The sequence below is a fragment of the Flavobacterium sp. GP15 genome, from assembly GCF_014281985.1.
Taxonomy (GTDB): Bacteria; Bacteroidota; Bacteroidia; order Flavobacteriales; family Flavobacteriaceae; genus Flavobacterium; species Flavobacterium pygoscelis.
The window spans coordinates 88,220-102,579 of sequence record NZ_JACFTC010000002.1; the positions used below are offsets into that span (position 1 = coordinate 88,220).

General features: G+C 31.0%; 12 protein-coding genes. All 12 read left to right on the forward strand.

Annotation, left to right across the window (positions count from 1 at the left end):
• Positions 1–25 precede the first annotated feature (25 nt).
• The 12 genes from H2650_RS04600 to H2650_RS04655 all read left to right on the forward strand — a co-directional run bounded on the left by H2650_RS04600 (position 26) and on the right by H2650_RS04655 (position 14,321).
• The gene (locus H2650_RS04600) at positions 26–1,459 is read left to right on the forward strand and encodes an MBOAT family protein (RefSeq protein WP_188049591.1); all 1,434 of its coding nucleotides are present in this window, start codon (positions 26–28) and stop codon (positions 1,457–1,459) included.
• On the forward strand, positions 1,459–2,340 hold the full coding sequence (locus H2650_RS04605; protein WP_188049592.1) for a hypothetical protein: 882 nt from the start codon (positions 1,459–1,461) through the stop codon (positions 2,338–2,340). Before H2650_RS04600 ends, H2650_RS04605 begins: the two co-directional genes overlap by 1 nt.
• A 66-nt stretch (positions 2,341–2,406) precedes the next feature.
• Positions 2,407–3,546, forward strand: coding sequence for a glycosyltransferase family 4 protein (locus H2650_RS04610; protein WP_188049593.1), 1,140 nt, complete (start codon positions 2,407–2,409; stop codon positions 3,544–3,546).
• 3 nt (positions 3,547–3,549) lie between these two features.
• On the forward strand, positions 3,550–5,088 hold the full coding sequence (locus tag H2650_RS04615; RefSeq protein WP_188049594.1) for a glycosyltransferase family 2 protein: 1,539 nt from the start codon (positions 3,550–3,552) through the stop codon (positions 5,086–5,088).
• Positions 5,085–6,086, forward strand: coding sequence for a glycosyltransferase family 2 protein (locus tag H2650_RS04620; RefSeq protein ID WP_188049595.1), 1,002 nt, complete (start codon positions 5,085–5,087; stop codon positions 6,084–6,086). The genes H2650_RS04615 and H2650_RS04620 overlap by 4 nt, the downstream gene beginning before the upstream one ends.
• Positions 6,087–6,113: 27 nt before the next feature.
• Positions 6,114–7,091: a glycosyltransferase gene (locus H2650_RS04625; RefSeq protein WP_188049596.1), complete on the forward strand. Its 978-nt coding sequence runs from the start codon at positions 6,114–6,116 to the stop codon at positions 7,089–7,091.
• Entirely contained in the window at positions 7,088–8,209 is a 1,122-nt protein-coding gene (locus H2650_RS04630) for a glycosyltransferase (protein WP_188049597.1), read from the forward strand. The genes H2650_RS04625 and H2650_RS04630 overlap by 4 nt, the downstream gene beginning before the upstream one ends.
• A gap of 273 nt (positions 8,210–8,482) precedes the next feature.
• Complete coding sequence (locus H2650_RS04635; protein ID WP_188049598.1) at positions 8,483–10,408, forward strand: putative porin; 1,926 nt, start codon at positions 8,483–8,485, stop codon at positions 10,406–10,408.
• A gap of 199 nt (positions 10,409–10,607) precedes the next feature.
• Complete coding sequence (locus tag H2650_RS04640; RefSeq protein ID WP_188049599.1) at positions 10,608–11,969, forward strand: pyridoxal-phosphate dependent enzyme; 1,362 nt, start codon at positions 10,608–10,610, stop codon at positions 11,967–11,969.
• Between the two features lie 154 nt (positions 11,970–12,123).
• Positions 12,124–12,606, forward strand: a complete 483-nt coding sequence (locus H2650_RS04645) for a 3'-5' exonuclease (protein WP_188049600.1) — start codon at positions 12,124–12,126, stop codon at positions 12,604–12,606.
• A gap of 120 nt (positions 12,607–12,726) precedes the next feature.
• Entirely contained in the window at positions 12,727–14,001 is a 1,275-nt protein-coding gene (locus H2650_RS04650; protein ID WP_188049601.1) for a DUF2851 family protein, read from the forward strand.
• Between the two features lie 92 nt (positions 14,002–14,093).
• Positions 14,094–14,321 carry a PspC domain-containing protein gene (locus H2650_RS04655; protein ID WP_188049602.1) on the forward strand — a complete coding sequence of 76 codons (228 nt, stop codon included), beginning with the start codon at positions 14,094–14,096 and terminating at the stop codon, positions 14,319–14,321.
• Positions 14,322–14,360: the final 39 nt, after the last annotated feature.

Genomic DNA, 14,360 nt, shown 5'->3' on the forward strand with positions numbered 1-14,360 from the left:
CTAATCAAATTACGCTAATCTATTTATGTTTTTCAATTCCTTTGCTTTTGCTATTTTTCTGCCTATTGTTTTTATCTTGTATTGGTTTGTTTTCAATAAAAACAAAAGCACTCAAAATGCGCTATTAATCATAGCGAGTTATTATTTTTATTCTTGTTGGGATTGGCGTTTTTTATTTCTGTTAGTATTCTCTACCTTTTTAGATTATTATACAGGTATTCAAATTGAGAAAGCCAAAAAAGAAAGTATTCGAAAATTTTGGTTTTGGTTAAGTATCAGTGTCAATCTTGGTTTTTTAGGTGTATTTAAATATTATAATTTCTTTGCTGATTCCTTTTCGGATTTACTCAACGGATTCGGCTTGCAAACGAGCCCTTTGTTACTACATGTCATTCTTCCAGTTGGGATTTCTTTTTATACTTTTCATGGTTTATCGTATGTAATCGATATTTATTTAAAAAGGATTAAAGCCGAATACAACTTTGTTGATTACTCTTTATTTGTAAGTTACTTTCCATTATTGGTGGCAGGTCCCATAGAAAGAGCCACACATTTATTACCACAAGTAAAAATAAAACGAGAGTTTAATTATGAAAAGGCTGAAGAAGGAATTTTTCAGTTTATTTGGGGATTAGTCAAAAAGGTGGTAATTGCAGATACTTGCGCTACTTATGCCAACGCAATTTTTGATAATTATTCCTCCATGAATTCGTTATCTTTAGTGCTAGGCGCGGTTTATTTTGCCTTCCAGATATATGGTGATTTCTCTGGTTATTCGGATATGGCGCTGGGAATGTCTAAATTATTTGGTATCGATTTATTACGCAATTTTAATTACCCTTATTTCTCTCGAGATATAGCCGAATTTTGGCGTCGTTGGCACATTTCATTGTCTTCTTGGTTTCGGGATTATTTATACATTCCGTTAGGAGGAAGTAGTGGTGGAATGGCGATGAAAATTCGAAATACATTTATCATTTTTTTAGTGAGTGGATTTTGGCACGGTGCCAATTGGACTTTCATTGCCTGGGGTTTCATCAACGCGCTTTATTTTTTGCCCTTATTGCTATTAAAAAAGAACCGTTCTAATATAGAAATGGTTTCATTAAATTGGGATTTAAAATCGGTTAACGTTTTTTTTAATATTGTAATCACTTTTGCGATAACTTGCTTTGCTTGGATCTTTTTTAGAGCAAAATCAATCGGCGAAGCTTTTAGTTATATAAAGAGGATGTTTACCAATCGTGAATTTAATTTCCAATTCTTAGCAAATGATCGTAGTAATTATGAATTAGTCATTATGATTTTTGCATTCATTTTGATTGAATGGAATTGTAGAGCTCGATTAGAACCTTTTTCAGGCAAATGGAATTTGGTTAAATTAGCGTTAGCAATGGTAGCAATTGCTGCTTTTGGAACCTTTTCAGATTATAAAGAATTTATATATTTTCAGTTTTAATGAAAAATTTTTTAATTTATTTAGTTAAAATAATAGGCGTCCTTTTTTTGTCTTTGGTAATTTTGGATGGTTTATATACCTTAGTTTTCTTGCAATCCAAGAATAGGGGTAAAATAGAAACTGTATTTAATTCGGGTCCTAAGAAATATGATGTAATTATTTTAGGATCGTCTAGAGCTAATAATCATTTTGTATCTCAAATGTTCGAAGATAAAGGACTGAAAACATTTAACTTTGGAATAAGTGGTAGTCATTTATTTGAGACATCATTACTTTTAAAATTAATGATCGAAAGAAAATATAAGATTAAAAATATACTTCTTGACGCAGATTTAAGCATAGCTAATTTTAAACAATCGGAAGGTGTTTCCGCTAAGTTTCTGCCCTACTTACATAATTCAAATTTTATTAAAGAGCACTTTATGTCAGAAGAGGATTTTGATGCCTTGTATTATATACCGTTTTATCGATATATAAAATATGAAAATAAAATTGGTTTTAGAGAAGTCTTTTATGCTACAATTCATAAAAAGACTAATGTTTTAGACAATTTGGGGTTCTATTCCTTATCAAAAAATAAAAAAGGAAATATGAAAAATGATATCAGAGCTCTTAAGCCGATTCAAAATAAATATTATGAAGAGATCAAAAAAATTTGTGCTGAAAATCACATCAATTTAATTGCCGTAATGACGCCGATGTGCAGTAATACAAAAGGATTGGATTATTTTGAGAAAGTTAAAAAAATATATCCCGAAATTCATAACTATGAAAATGCTGTAGAGGGCGATCAATATTTCTCTTCATGCGGGCACATGAATGATGCAGGCGCGCGACTATTTACGACTCGAATTCTTAATGATTTTTTTATAAAAAAATAGATATTATTGTCGAATATATTATTTTATTAAAGTACTGTGCAATTTAGTTTTTAATTATCAAACAAAATGAAAATAGCTTTTCTAACCCCAGAATATCCTCATGCTAAAACAGGCAATTCTGGAGGAATTGGGACGAGTATTAAAAATCTAGCAAAAGGACTTTTGTTAGAAGGATGTTCGGTACGCGTTTTAGTTTATGGACAAAAAGAAGACGCTATTTTTGATGACAATGGGATTTGTATTCAACAGATAAAAAATATAAAACTGAAAGGGCTTTCTTGGTATTTTACTCGAAAAAAAATACAAGGAATAATCAATAAACTTTATCTAGAAAAAAAAATAGATATCGTCGAGGCTCCAGATTGGACGGGCATCACCTCATTTATACAACCTCACCTGTGTCCTGTTGTAATTCGATTAAATGGCTCTGATACCTATTTTTGTCATTTAGACAATCGTCCTGTAAAATGGATAAATAAATTTCATGAAAAAAGAGCATTATTAAAAGCAGACGGCTTGCTTTCGGTAAGCCAGTTTACAGCCAATTTGACAAATGAAATTTTTGGCATTAAAAAAAAATTTACAATTATTCATAATGCTATAGATACTAATTCTTTTGTTGCAAGTAACTCTAAAAATGAAAATACGATTTTATATTTTGGAAGTCTAATTAGAAAAAAAGGCTTGTTAGAACTTCCTTTTATTTTTAATGAAGTTATTCGTAAGAATCCATTAGCGCAGTTAATTTTGGTAGGTAAAGACGTTCCAGATATTATTACCGGAAACAAATCGACCTGGGAAATGATGCGGAAATTATTTACTAAAGAGGCATCCTCAAATGTTACTTATTTAGGGAGTGTTGCTTACCCAGAAATAAATAGGCATATTTCAGCTGCAACGGTTTGTGTTTTTCCCACATTTGCTGAGGCATTACCGGTATCTTGGCTAGAAGCTATGGCGATGCAAAAAGCCATTGTAGCTTCTAATATCGGTTGGGCAACAGAAGTAATTGATGATGGAGTGAACGGTTTTTTAGTTATTCCTGAAAATCATATGGAATACGCTTCAAAAATTAATACATTGCTAATTAATTCAAAACTATGTCAAGAGTTTGGAATTGCAGCAAGAAAAAAAGTAATAGAAAAATTCAGTATTTCGGTTGTGGCAAAACAAAGTTTGGCTTTTTATAAATCGATAATACAGTAAGTTTTGGTTGTAATCTATCATTATAATTCGAAAGTAAGGCAAGTAACAGTTGATAATCAATCAATACCATTTGATTCTCAAAGAACAATTGCTGATTCCTTACATGCTTTAGCCCAGCAGTTTCCTGATAAAAATATGGTATGGTGTAACATTTTAGCGCAAGAAGAGTTAAACCTAGAGATTATTCCGTTTTTGTTTCATCACAATAAAATGATGCTATCTTATTCCTCTGCTACTTGTAATTTTTTTGATTCTAAAATAGGTTATGTAGAGGAATCCTTATTTATAAATATTAATAAGAAAGTGACTTTTCCTACTTGGCAAATGAGTAGTTTGGTTGGTGTAATTTCTGCATCTTTTCTTAATATTGTAGATGAGGAAGTTTCAAAAGAGGCTAATTTTGATTATTACTTAAATGCAATTGCCAAATTAGCAATGCCAAAAGGATTATTGTGTTATTCTGAACCTAAACTTTTAAAAAGTGAAATTTCTGTAACTTCTAAAAAAGCATCAATTTTCAGTCTTTTTCGTTTTGTAAAACAATATTATAAAACCAGATGGGTCTTTTTATTATTCTTTAATTTAATGATTTATGAACGAAAGTTCCCTATATTTCCTATGCTTTTTTCTTTATTTTACAAGAATAAAAAAGGTCTAAACATTAATTTAGAGCCTATTAAAATACAATCTTCTGCACAAGTAATAAACCAAATGACGATTGACATAATTATACCGACTATTGGTAGGGCCCATTATTTGTATGATATATTGTGTGACCTTTCTAAACAAACAGTATTGCCACATCAAATTATAATTGTCGAACAAAATCCAGAAATAGGAAGTGAAAGTGGCTTAAATTATATTTATGATGAGAAATGGCCTTTTAAAATACAGCATTTATTTATTCATCAAGCAGGCGCTTGTAAAGCCAGAAATTTAGCATTAAAGGGAGTAGAAAGTGAGTGGGTATTTCTAGCTGACGATGACATCAGAATTTCGGATAATTTTATTGAAAAAGTATTTTATGGTATTCGTAAATTAGGCGCTAATGCCGTTTCTGTAAGTTGTTTGCAAAAAATAGAAAGACCAACTTTTAATGTTCGTTTTCAATGGGGAAGTTTTGGATCGGGTTGCAGTATTGTAAAAGCTGAAGTTTTAAAAAACATTCGATTTAATATGGCTTTTGAATTTGGGTATGGCGAAGACAGTGATTTCGGAATGCAGTTGCGCAATCAAGGTCATGATGTTTTGTATTTGCCTTATCCTGAAATTATTCATCTCAAAGCACCTATTGGAGGTTTTCGTACAAAGCCAAAATTACTTTGGCAAGAAGAAGCGATTCAGCCAAAACCATCTCCTACAGTAATGCTATATCAAATAATTCATAATTCAAAGGAACAAATTTTAGGGTACAAAACGGTATTGTTTTTTAAATATTACAAACATCAAAATATTAAGAATCCCTATCGCTATTTTATCTGTTTTCAAAAACAGTGGCAACGAAGTGTATATTGGGCTCATCAATTAAAATTAAAATCATGAGGTTTTCTTTAATTATATGTACCTACATGCGTCCAAAACCATTGTTTAAATTATTGCAATCGGTTAAGGAACAAACTATTTATCCAGACGAAATTTTAATTGTTGATGGCTCTCTCAATCAAAATACACAAACTGCTTTACAAGATAATCAGTTTAAAAATCTAGTTTATTTTCTAGTTTCTGATCAAGAAAGAGGTTTAACCAAACAACGTAATTTTGGAATTACTAAGGTAAATTCGCATTCCGAAATTATTTGTTTTTTGGATGATGATACGGTTTTAGAAGTTGACTATTTCGAAAAATTGTTACTTACCTATAAAATTCATCCTGACGCTTTAGGAGTTGGAGGTTACATCATTAATGAAACAGAATGGAAAAAAGTTGGCAAAGAATATAAGGCCTCGAAAAAGGAATTTTATTTTGATGGCTGGAAACGCAAAGAGAGTTCTCGTTTTGTTTTACGAAAAAAGTTAGGTTTGGATAGTGATTGCCCTCCTGGATTTTCTAGTCTTTTTTCTCACGGCAGAAGTGTTGGTTTTTTGCCACCTAGTGGAGAAATATATCCAGTAGAACAATTAATGGGTGGAGTTTCTTCTTTTAAAAAAACAGTTTTTGATAGCTTTCAGTTTTCTACTTATTTTGAAGGCTACGGTTTATATGAAGACGCCGATTTTTGTATAAGAGTGGCCAAAAAAGGGAAATTATATCTAAATACAGCGGCTCAATTATATCATTATCATGATGCTTCCGGAAGACCGAACCAATATCATTATGGGAGAATGGTAGTACGCAACGGTTGGTATGTCTGGAGGGTGAAGAATCCAAAACCAATTTTGAAGGATAAATTAAAATGGCATGCAATTACTATCGTATTAACTTTGATAAGATTCAGTAATGTATTTACAAAAAGCAATAGAAAAGAAGTCTTTACAGAAACTGTTGGTAGAATTATGGGATGGTGGAGCTTAACTTTTAGCAAACCAAATTCTAATAATTGATTTATATAAATTATAAAATTCAATAAAATGGTATATGTTTACGCATTATGTGATGTTTATTATGATTCATTTTATTTAAAGGGACTTCAGGAAGTGTTTTCTAAATATTCATTTAACATCGATAAATTTCCAAAATTCAGACAAGGAATTTTTGCGGTGATTATAGAAGAAGGCAATTTAAATATTAAAATCATTATCGACTCTACAGATTCTAATACCATAAATATGGAAGAACTGAAATGGTGCGATATCTATGGGAAAGTAAATTATAATACTTCTAGTTTACCAACAGAATCTTTGCATAAGATTAAACCAATTGGACCTAGTTTTGCTATTAAGATATGGAATTTACCATTTGCTGTTTATATTTCGTTTTTTAATTTCATAAAGTTCAAACGATATATTTCTAATAAAAGAGAGTTTTTCGCTAACTATTGGAGACAATCGAAACGACTACCAATGCGATCCTATTACTATACTCCTGCTGTAGAAAACTATATTTTTTTTGCAGGTTCAATATGGCGAAATGAAAAAGAAACTAATAATGCTCGTGCAGCTTTCATAAAGTCAAGTAAGAGAACTAATGTTTTTTTTGAGGGAGGTTTTGCACCTAGAAATAATGGCGATAATATGGGATTTGAAAATTTAGTTGTTACTAAAAGATATAGCATAAAGGAATACATTAAAAAGATAAAAAAATCTGCGGTTGTCTTTAATACTCCAGCAGTTTTGTCTTGTCATGGATGGAAATTAGCCGAATTTTTGGCTTTAGGTAAATCAATTATTAGTACACACCACATTAATGAACTTCCTAGTGAATTGAAAGAAAATGAACATATTTTGTATGTAGATGATTTAGATAGTATGGATGATAAAATTAAAACTCTTTTAAAAAATAAACAAGTTAGAGAAAGATTAGAGAAGAATACTAGAAAATATTTTGAGGAATTCTTATCTCCTAAAAGTGTCATTACTCGTTTGATAAACTTTAATTCAATTTTATGAAATTCCTCATCATCACTCACGTTTCTCATCTAAAATACGAAAACCACTATTTTGCCTATTCCCCTTATGTAAATGAAATGAACATTTGGGCAAAATATGCAACAGAACTTATTGTGGTTGCTCCATTAACATTCACAGTTAAAACAGCAATTGATAGTTCTTATATTCATCCTAAAATCAAGTTTTTATCCATTGATAATTTTGATGTATTGAGTTTAAAGGGATTATTTCGAACAGTAATAAAAACACCAAAAATTAGTTGGCAAATTTTCAGAGCCATGCGTTCTGCCGATCACATTCACTTGCGTTGTCCTGGAAATATTGGTTTGTTAGGTTGTTTAGTTCAAATTGCTTTTCCATCAAAACCTAAAACAGCTAAATATGCTGGTAATTGGGATCCAAAATCACAACAACCTTGGACATATAAATTACAAAAATGGATTTTGTCGAATACTTTTTTAACTCGTAACATGACCGTTTTAGTCTATGGAGAATGGGAGGGAAGTACAAAAAATATAAAACCCTTTTTTACCGCAACGTATTCAGAAGCCGAAAAGACACCTATTTTAGAAAAGACTCTTCAGCAAACGATTGATTTTGTTTTTGTTGGCGCTTTAGTTTCAGGTAAAAACCCATTGTATGCCATTCAGTTGGTACAGCAATTGTTTCAAAAAGGATATAAAGTTAAATTAACTCTTTATGGTGACGGAAAAGAACGAAAGAATTTAGAACACTATTGCTATGCCAATCAGTTAAATGGAATTGTTGTTTTAAAAGGGAATCAAAACAAAGCAACTTTAAAAAAAGCATATCAAGAAAGTGACTTTGTAATTTTACCTTCTAAGAGTGAAGGTTGGCCCAAAGCCATTGCCGAAGGAATGTTTTGGGGTTGTGTTCCAATTGCCACTCCGGTTTCTTGTGTTCCTTATATGTTAGACAAGAACAATCGTGGGATTCTATTAAATATGAACTTTGAACAAGATATTTTGCAGATCGAAACTGTGGTTAATAATCAACAGGTTTTTGATAAAAAACAAATTCTTGCTGCCAATTGGTCTAGAAATTATACCTTAGAGGTATTTGAAAATGAAATAAAAAAAATGCTGTTGCAATCCTAGCGCAGTTAGATACAATTTTAAATCTTAATTGTAGTTTACAATCAAAGAGTAGCATAATAGTTAATAAATTTCCCCGGCTATTTTTATTCAGTAATTAAAATCTTGATAAATTTAATTATAGTTTTAGTAGAGGAATAAGTTTTAAAAATGATATTGAATCAGCTTTAATCACATCTTTTTATTTATTTAACTACCTTTGGTTTTTATAATTTTGAGGTAAAACTCAACACTAATCTTATTTTTGCTTAGCAATTAATTCCTGTTTATTTATTTATGAAAAAAGCGATATTTCTTTTATTATTATTAACTAATATATGTATTGCGCAAACTCCAAGTCAGCCAAAGCAAGTAAAGGATACAACAAAAATTAAAATAGCTCCAATCGACCTTTATAGAGTAATTACTTTAGAGAGAGACACTACCTATATCGATACTTCATTGACTATTCAAAAAGAGTACAGTCATAATTATTTAAGAAAAGATACTTTTGGTCTTTTGCCTTTTGCAAATGAGGGACAAACTTACAATACGCTACAATATAGCCTCACGAACTTATCTCCCTATCCAGAATTTGGTTTTAAAGCAAAGCATTTTAATTTTTTAGAAGCCAACCAAATTAGATATTATTCTGTGGCTACTCCTGTAACCGAATTGTATTTTAAAACCACCATCAAAAAAGGGCAATCAGTAGATGCTTTTATTACCTTAAACACTTCTGAAAATCTTAATTTTTCTATAGCTTACAAAGGTTTGCGTTCAGAGGGCGAATATATCAATCAACTTGCTAGTACAGGAAATTTTAGATTTACAACAAGTTATAATACTAAAAACAAACGCTATTTTGCAAATGCGCATTATACCTATCAAGATATTTTAAACGGTGAGAATGGCGGCATCACCACCATTCAAGATTTTGAAAGTAAAGATCCTAACTATAACAATCGACAACGTTTTGAAGTTTATTTGAACGATGCTAAGTCATTCTTAAAAGGGAAGAGAATTTTTGTAGATCATAATTTTAGAATCAACCCTGAAAAAGGATCCAACAATCTTTATATTACGCATCAGTTCAATTACGAAAATAAGTTTTTCGAATTCTATCAAGCCACTATTCCTTCTTTTGTGGGAAATAAAATCGTATCACGTTTTGGAAATTCATTCTTAGACTACGGAATCAATGATCAAACAAGGTACAATAAGATGTATAATCGTGCAGGTCTGGTTTATGAAAATACTACATTAGGGAAATTTGTTTTTTTTGCAGATGATTTCAGATCCAATTATTACTACAACAGAATCCTTATTTTTAACAATCAAAACACGATTCCTAGTGCATTTAGCCAAAAAATCAATAGTGCCGGCGGACAGTATGAGTACAGACATGATAAATGGAACGGTACGTTTTTATATTCAAGATCAATTACAGCACAATCTCTTTCTAATCTCGATGCGCAATTAAAATACGATTGGAATGACGATATTCAATTGGCTTTTCAGTATCAAAACATCAACAAACTGCCTAATAGCAATTATAATTTGTACCAGAGTAGTTATGTGCAGTACAATTGGTCAAATAACTTTAAAAACGAAAAAATTAATGTTATAAAAGCCAATGCCATTTCACCTTGGATAAATGCAGAAGTATATTTGTCAGTAATGAATGATCATTTGTATTTCAAGGACAATTCTACCGATCTTCAAAAAACAGCTAGAACTCAAATTATTGGCCCAGCGCAATATGATGGTACCATTAATTACCTTTCGGTAAAAGCCAGTAGAGAATTTAAATTCGGAAAATTTGCTTTAGACAACACCATCTTGTATCAAAAAGTAAAGCAAACAAATGAAATTTTAAACGTTCCAGATATAGTAACCAGAAACACGATTTATTATACAACCTACATGTTCAAAAAAGCTTTGTTTCTGCAAACAGGAATAACATTAAATTACTTTTCTAAGTATTTTGCGAATGATTATAATCCTGTGATAGGCGAGTTTTTTGTACAAACCAACAAGCAAATAGGCAATCATCCTAATCTTGATTTTTTTGTAAATGCCAAAGTGCAAAGAACCAGAATTTACTTCAAGCTAGAACATTTTAATTCCTCACTTATGGGCAATGATTTTTATGCTTCTCCCACTAATCCTTCCCGCGATTTTACCATTCGTTTTGGTTTAATCTGGAATTTCTTCAACTAAATTCATACAAAAAAGTTTTTGTAATTTTTCATGGCGTTTTAACGTGCTATCCGCTATATCTTTCCTTGCTTAAGAACGCAAGCAAAGGATGTCGCTATTATCACGAACGCAAAATAGCATTCATAAGAATGTTTTGTAACAAAAACGTATCTTTGCAAAAGTTTTTCTAAAAAATTACAATCTAAAAAATTACAATTAAATGCAATACGCAGAAAATATATTAGGGACTATAGGGAATACTCCTTTAGTAAAACTTAATAAAGTTACCGCAGAAGTAGAGGCGCTAGTATTGGCCAAAGTAGAAACTTTTAATCCCGGAAACTCTGTTAAGGATAGAATGGCCGTTAAAATGATTGAAGATGCAGAAGCTGATGGTCGCTTAAAACCAGGTGGAACTATAATTGAGGGAACTTCTGGAAATACAGGAATGGGATTGGCTCTGGTAGCAATCATTAAAGGCTATAAATTAATTTGTGTAATATCAGATAAACAGTCTAAAGAAAAAATGGATATTCTTCGTGCTGTTGGGGCAAAAGTAGTCGTTTGTCCTACAGATGTTGAGCCTACAGATCCACGTTCTTATTATTCAGTTTCCAAACGATTAGCAACAGAAACACCAAATTCTTGGTATGTAAATCAATACGATAATCCATCCAATGCTATTGCACACTATGAGCAAACAGGACCAGAAATCTGGGCGCAAACAGAAGGGAAAATAACTCATTTTGTTTCAGGAGTAGGAACAGGCGGAACAATCTCGGGTGTTGCAAAATACTTGAAAGAAAAAAATCCAAACATTAAAATTTGGGGAATTGATACCTACGGATCGGTATTTAAAAAATACCATGAAACAGGAATTTTTGACGAGAATGAAATTTATTCGTATATCACAGAAGGAATAGGAGAGGACATTTTGCCAGAAAATGTAAATTTTTCATTGATAGATGGTTTTACAAAAGTAACAGATAAAGACGCAGCAGTTTATACCCGAAAAATAGCTTTAGAAGAAGGTATTTTTGTCGGAAATTCAGCCGGAGCTGCCATAAAAGGCTTGTTGCAACTTAAAGAACATTTTAAACCAGAAGACGTAGTAGTTGTTTTATTTCATGATTCAGGAAGCAGGTATGTAGGAAAGATGTTTAATGATGATTGGATGCGTGAAAGAGGTTTTCTTGAAGAAGAAATCACAAAAGCAGAAGATGTAATCAAAGATCATATCACTAAACCATTAATCGTAGTTCGTACAGAAGAGTTAGTTTCACACGCTATAGAACGCATGCGAAAATATAAAATATCTCAAATACCAGTAATAGATATTACCGGTTTTGTAGGGTCTGTAGATGAAAGTGATCTGTTTCAAAGTTATGTAGCTAATAAAGATGTAGCCGATAAACCGATTAAGGATATTATGGGTAAACCGTTCCCAATTGTGAAAAAAGGAACTGCTATAGAAGAAGTTTCAAAATTATTTACTAAAGATAATGCAGCCGTATTGGTCGAATTAGAAAATGGTGCACACCACATTATTACGAAATACGATATTATTGGTTCTATAAAATAAGATTTTTTTTTTTGCCACGAGTTAGACTATTTAGCTAAAATTTATTTTTCGTTAACTATTTTAATTTGTGGCTTTTTTAATTAAAAGTGATTGTGTCATAAAAAAAAACACAAGAATCTCTCTTAATTTTTAATTGAATAATTTACTCCCAAAAATGACTTTTACCGCAATAGATTTTGAAACAGCAACTGCTTTTCATCCATGTTCTGTTGGGATTGTTTCAGTAGAAAACGGAATAATAGTGGATGAATTTGTCAGTTTGATCAAACCTCCAAATAATTTATATTCTCCTTTTACGATTCAAGTTCACGGAATTCATCCTAGAGACACCATGAATGCGAAAAGTTTTGCCGAGGTTTTTCCAGAAATAAAAAAAAGGCTGCAAAACAAAATTGTAGTGGCGCATAACGAAAGTTTCGACAGGAATGTTTTGTCTAAATCTATGGCGCTTTATAGTTTAGATTATGACGATTTAAACCTTGCCTCTCGTTGGGAATGTACCGTAAAAATATATAAAGCTAAAGGGCTTAAACCAACAAAGTTGAGTGATTGTTGCCGAGAAATGAATATTCAATTAAATCATCACGAAGCTTTATCTGATGCTCGTGCTTGCGCTAAATTGTACTTACTGCGCTAAATATTTACTTCATAATCTTTCAATTACCATTCTTAAAAGGGATGTAATTCCAATTTATGTTCGAAATAACTTACTTTTAATTATTTTTACTACATTAGTATTCAATCTAATACGGTAAAGATGAAAGAAGATTTTCTACATTATCTCTGGAAATTCAAGAAGTTTGATTCCTTAAATTTAAAAACCTCGAACTTAGAGAACCTTACGATCATCCATGTTGGGCAGTATCTAGAACTTGCAGGTCCCGATTTTTTCAATGCACAAATTAAAATTGAAAATCAGAAATGGGCAGGAAACGTAGAGATTCATCTTAAATCATCGGATTGGTATCTCCATCAGCACGAGAAAGATTCCGGTTATGAAAATGTAATTTTGCATGTAGTATGGGAAAATGATGCAGCAGTTTTTAGAAGTGATAATAGCGAAATTCCGGTATTAGAACTTAAGGATTATGTAGATTCTGATACTCTAAATAATTACCATTCTTTGGTCGCACCTAAATCATGGATTTATTGCGAAAAAGATTTGAGTACTATTGATGAATTTACTTTTAAAAATTGGCAAGAGCGTCTTTTTTTTGAACGTCTAGAGACAAAATCAAAACCAATTTTTGATTTATTAGAAAAAACGAATCAAGACTGGGAATCTGTTTTATTTTGTTTGTTAGCAAAAAATTTCGGTTTGAACACAAACGGTGAAATTTTTATGAAAATTGCCCAATCTATTCCTTTTTCAGTAATTCGTAAAGAAAGTTTTGAAGTCGAAAATCTTGAAGCTCTTATTTTTGGAACTGCAGGATTATTAGATAACGAAAAAGAAGATAACTATTTTAAAGATTTAAAATTCCGCTATTTTTATTTGTTACATAAATATCAATTAGATAAAATAGTTGTTCCACCGGTACAGTTTTTTAAACATCGACCGGATAACTTCCCAACTATAAGATTGTCACAATTAGCTAATTTATACCATATACATCAGAACTTGTTTTCAAAAATAAGTAATTTACGATCTTTGAAAGAGAGTTATCAGCTGTTTCAAATTTGCGCAGCTCCCTATTGGCAAAATCATTATCAGTTTGATAAAGAAAGTCCCAAAAAAAAGAAAACACTTTCTAAATCGTTTATTGATTTAATTCTCATAAATACAATTATTCCATTGCAATTCGCTTATGCTAAAAGTTTAGGAAAAGAAGTTTCTGAGGATTTAATGGAACTTTTAACTGAAGTTTCTGCAGAGAAAAATGCAATTATTGATAAGTTTATTTCTTTTGGAATTAAACCCAAGAATGCTTTAGAAACGCAATCATTGCTGCAACTTAAAAAAGAGTATTGCAATAATAGTAGATGTTTAGAATGTGTAATTGGAATAGAATTGTTAAAAAATGATAACTAATTAATAATCAAATAATAATTCAATTAGCTTATTTGTAACTCCTGAATGGGTTTATTTTGTAATTTTGTAAATAACTAAAAATTTAAGTTGCAATGTCTGCTATTATAAAACTAAAGTTCTTTTTTGAAAAACATGGTTTTCATGTTTCTTCTCGTTTGGCAGATACATTAGGGATGCGAGCAAGTACGGTAAGATTATTCTTTATATACATTTCGTTTGTAACAGTAGGTTTAGGTTTTGGTGTTTATCTTACTTTGGCTTTTTGGATTAGGCTTAAAGATTTAGTTCGTGCCAAAAGAACTTCTGTATTTGATTTATAAATTATAATTTGATTAATAAAAAAAAAGGATCATAAAGTA

Excerpts from the sequence above, each read along its gene's own strand:
- H2650_RS04600 (WP_188049591.1), top strand. The coding sequence starts at position 26 with ATGTTTTTCAATTCCTTTGCTTTTGCTATTTTTCTGCCTATTGTTTTT.
- H2650_RS04635 (WP_188049598.1), top strand. The coding sequence starts at position 8,483 with ATGAAAAAAGCGATATTTCTTTTATTATTATTAACTAATATATGTATT.
- H2650_RS04640 (WP_188049599.1), top strand. The coding sequence starts at position 10,608 with ATGCAATACGCAGAAAATATATTAGGGACTATAGGGAATACTCCTTTA.
- H2650_RS04620 (WP_188049595.1), top strand. The coding sequence starts at position 5,085 with ATGAGGTTTTCTTTAATTATATGTACCTACATGCGTCCAAAACCATTG.
- H2650_RS04650 (WP_188049601.1), top strand. The coding sequence starts at position 12,727 with ATGAAAGAAGATTTTCTACATTATCTCTGGAAATTCAAGAAGTTTGAT.
- H2650_RS04625 (WP_188049596.1), top strand. The coding sequence starts at position 6,114 with ATGGTATATGTTTACGCATTATGTGATGTTTATTATGATTCATTTTAT.
- H2650_RS04610 (WP_188049593.1), top strand. The coding sequence starts at position 2,407 with ATGAAAATAGCTTTTCTAACCCCAGAATATCCTCATGCTAAAACAGGC.
- H2650_RS04655 (WP_188049602.1), top strand. The coding sequence starts at position 14,094 with ATGTCTGCTATTATAAAACTAAAGTTCTTTTTTGAAAAACATGGTTTT.
- H2650_RS04645 (WP_188049600.1), top strand. The coding sequence starts at position 12,124 with ATGACTTTTACCGCAATAGATTTTGAAACAGCAACTGCTTTTCATCCA.
- H2650_RS04605 (WP_188049592.1), top strand. The coding sequence starts at position 1,459 with ATGAAAAATTTTTTAATTTATTTAGTTAAAATAATAGGCGTCCTTTTT.
- H2650_RS04630 (WP_188049597.1), top strand. The coding sequence starts at position 7,088 with ATGAAATTCCTCATCATCACTCACGTTTCTCATCTAAAATACGAAAAC.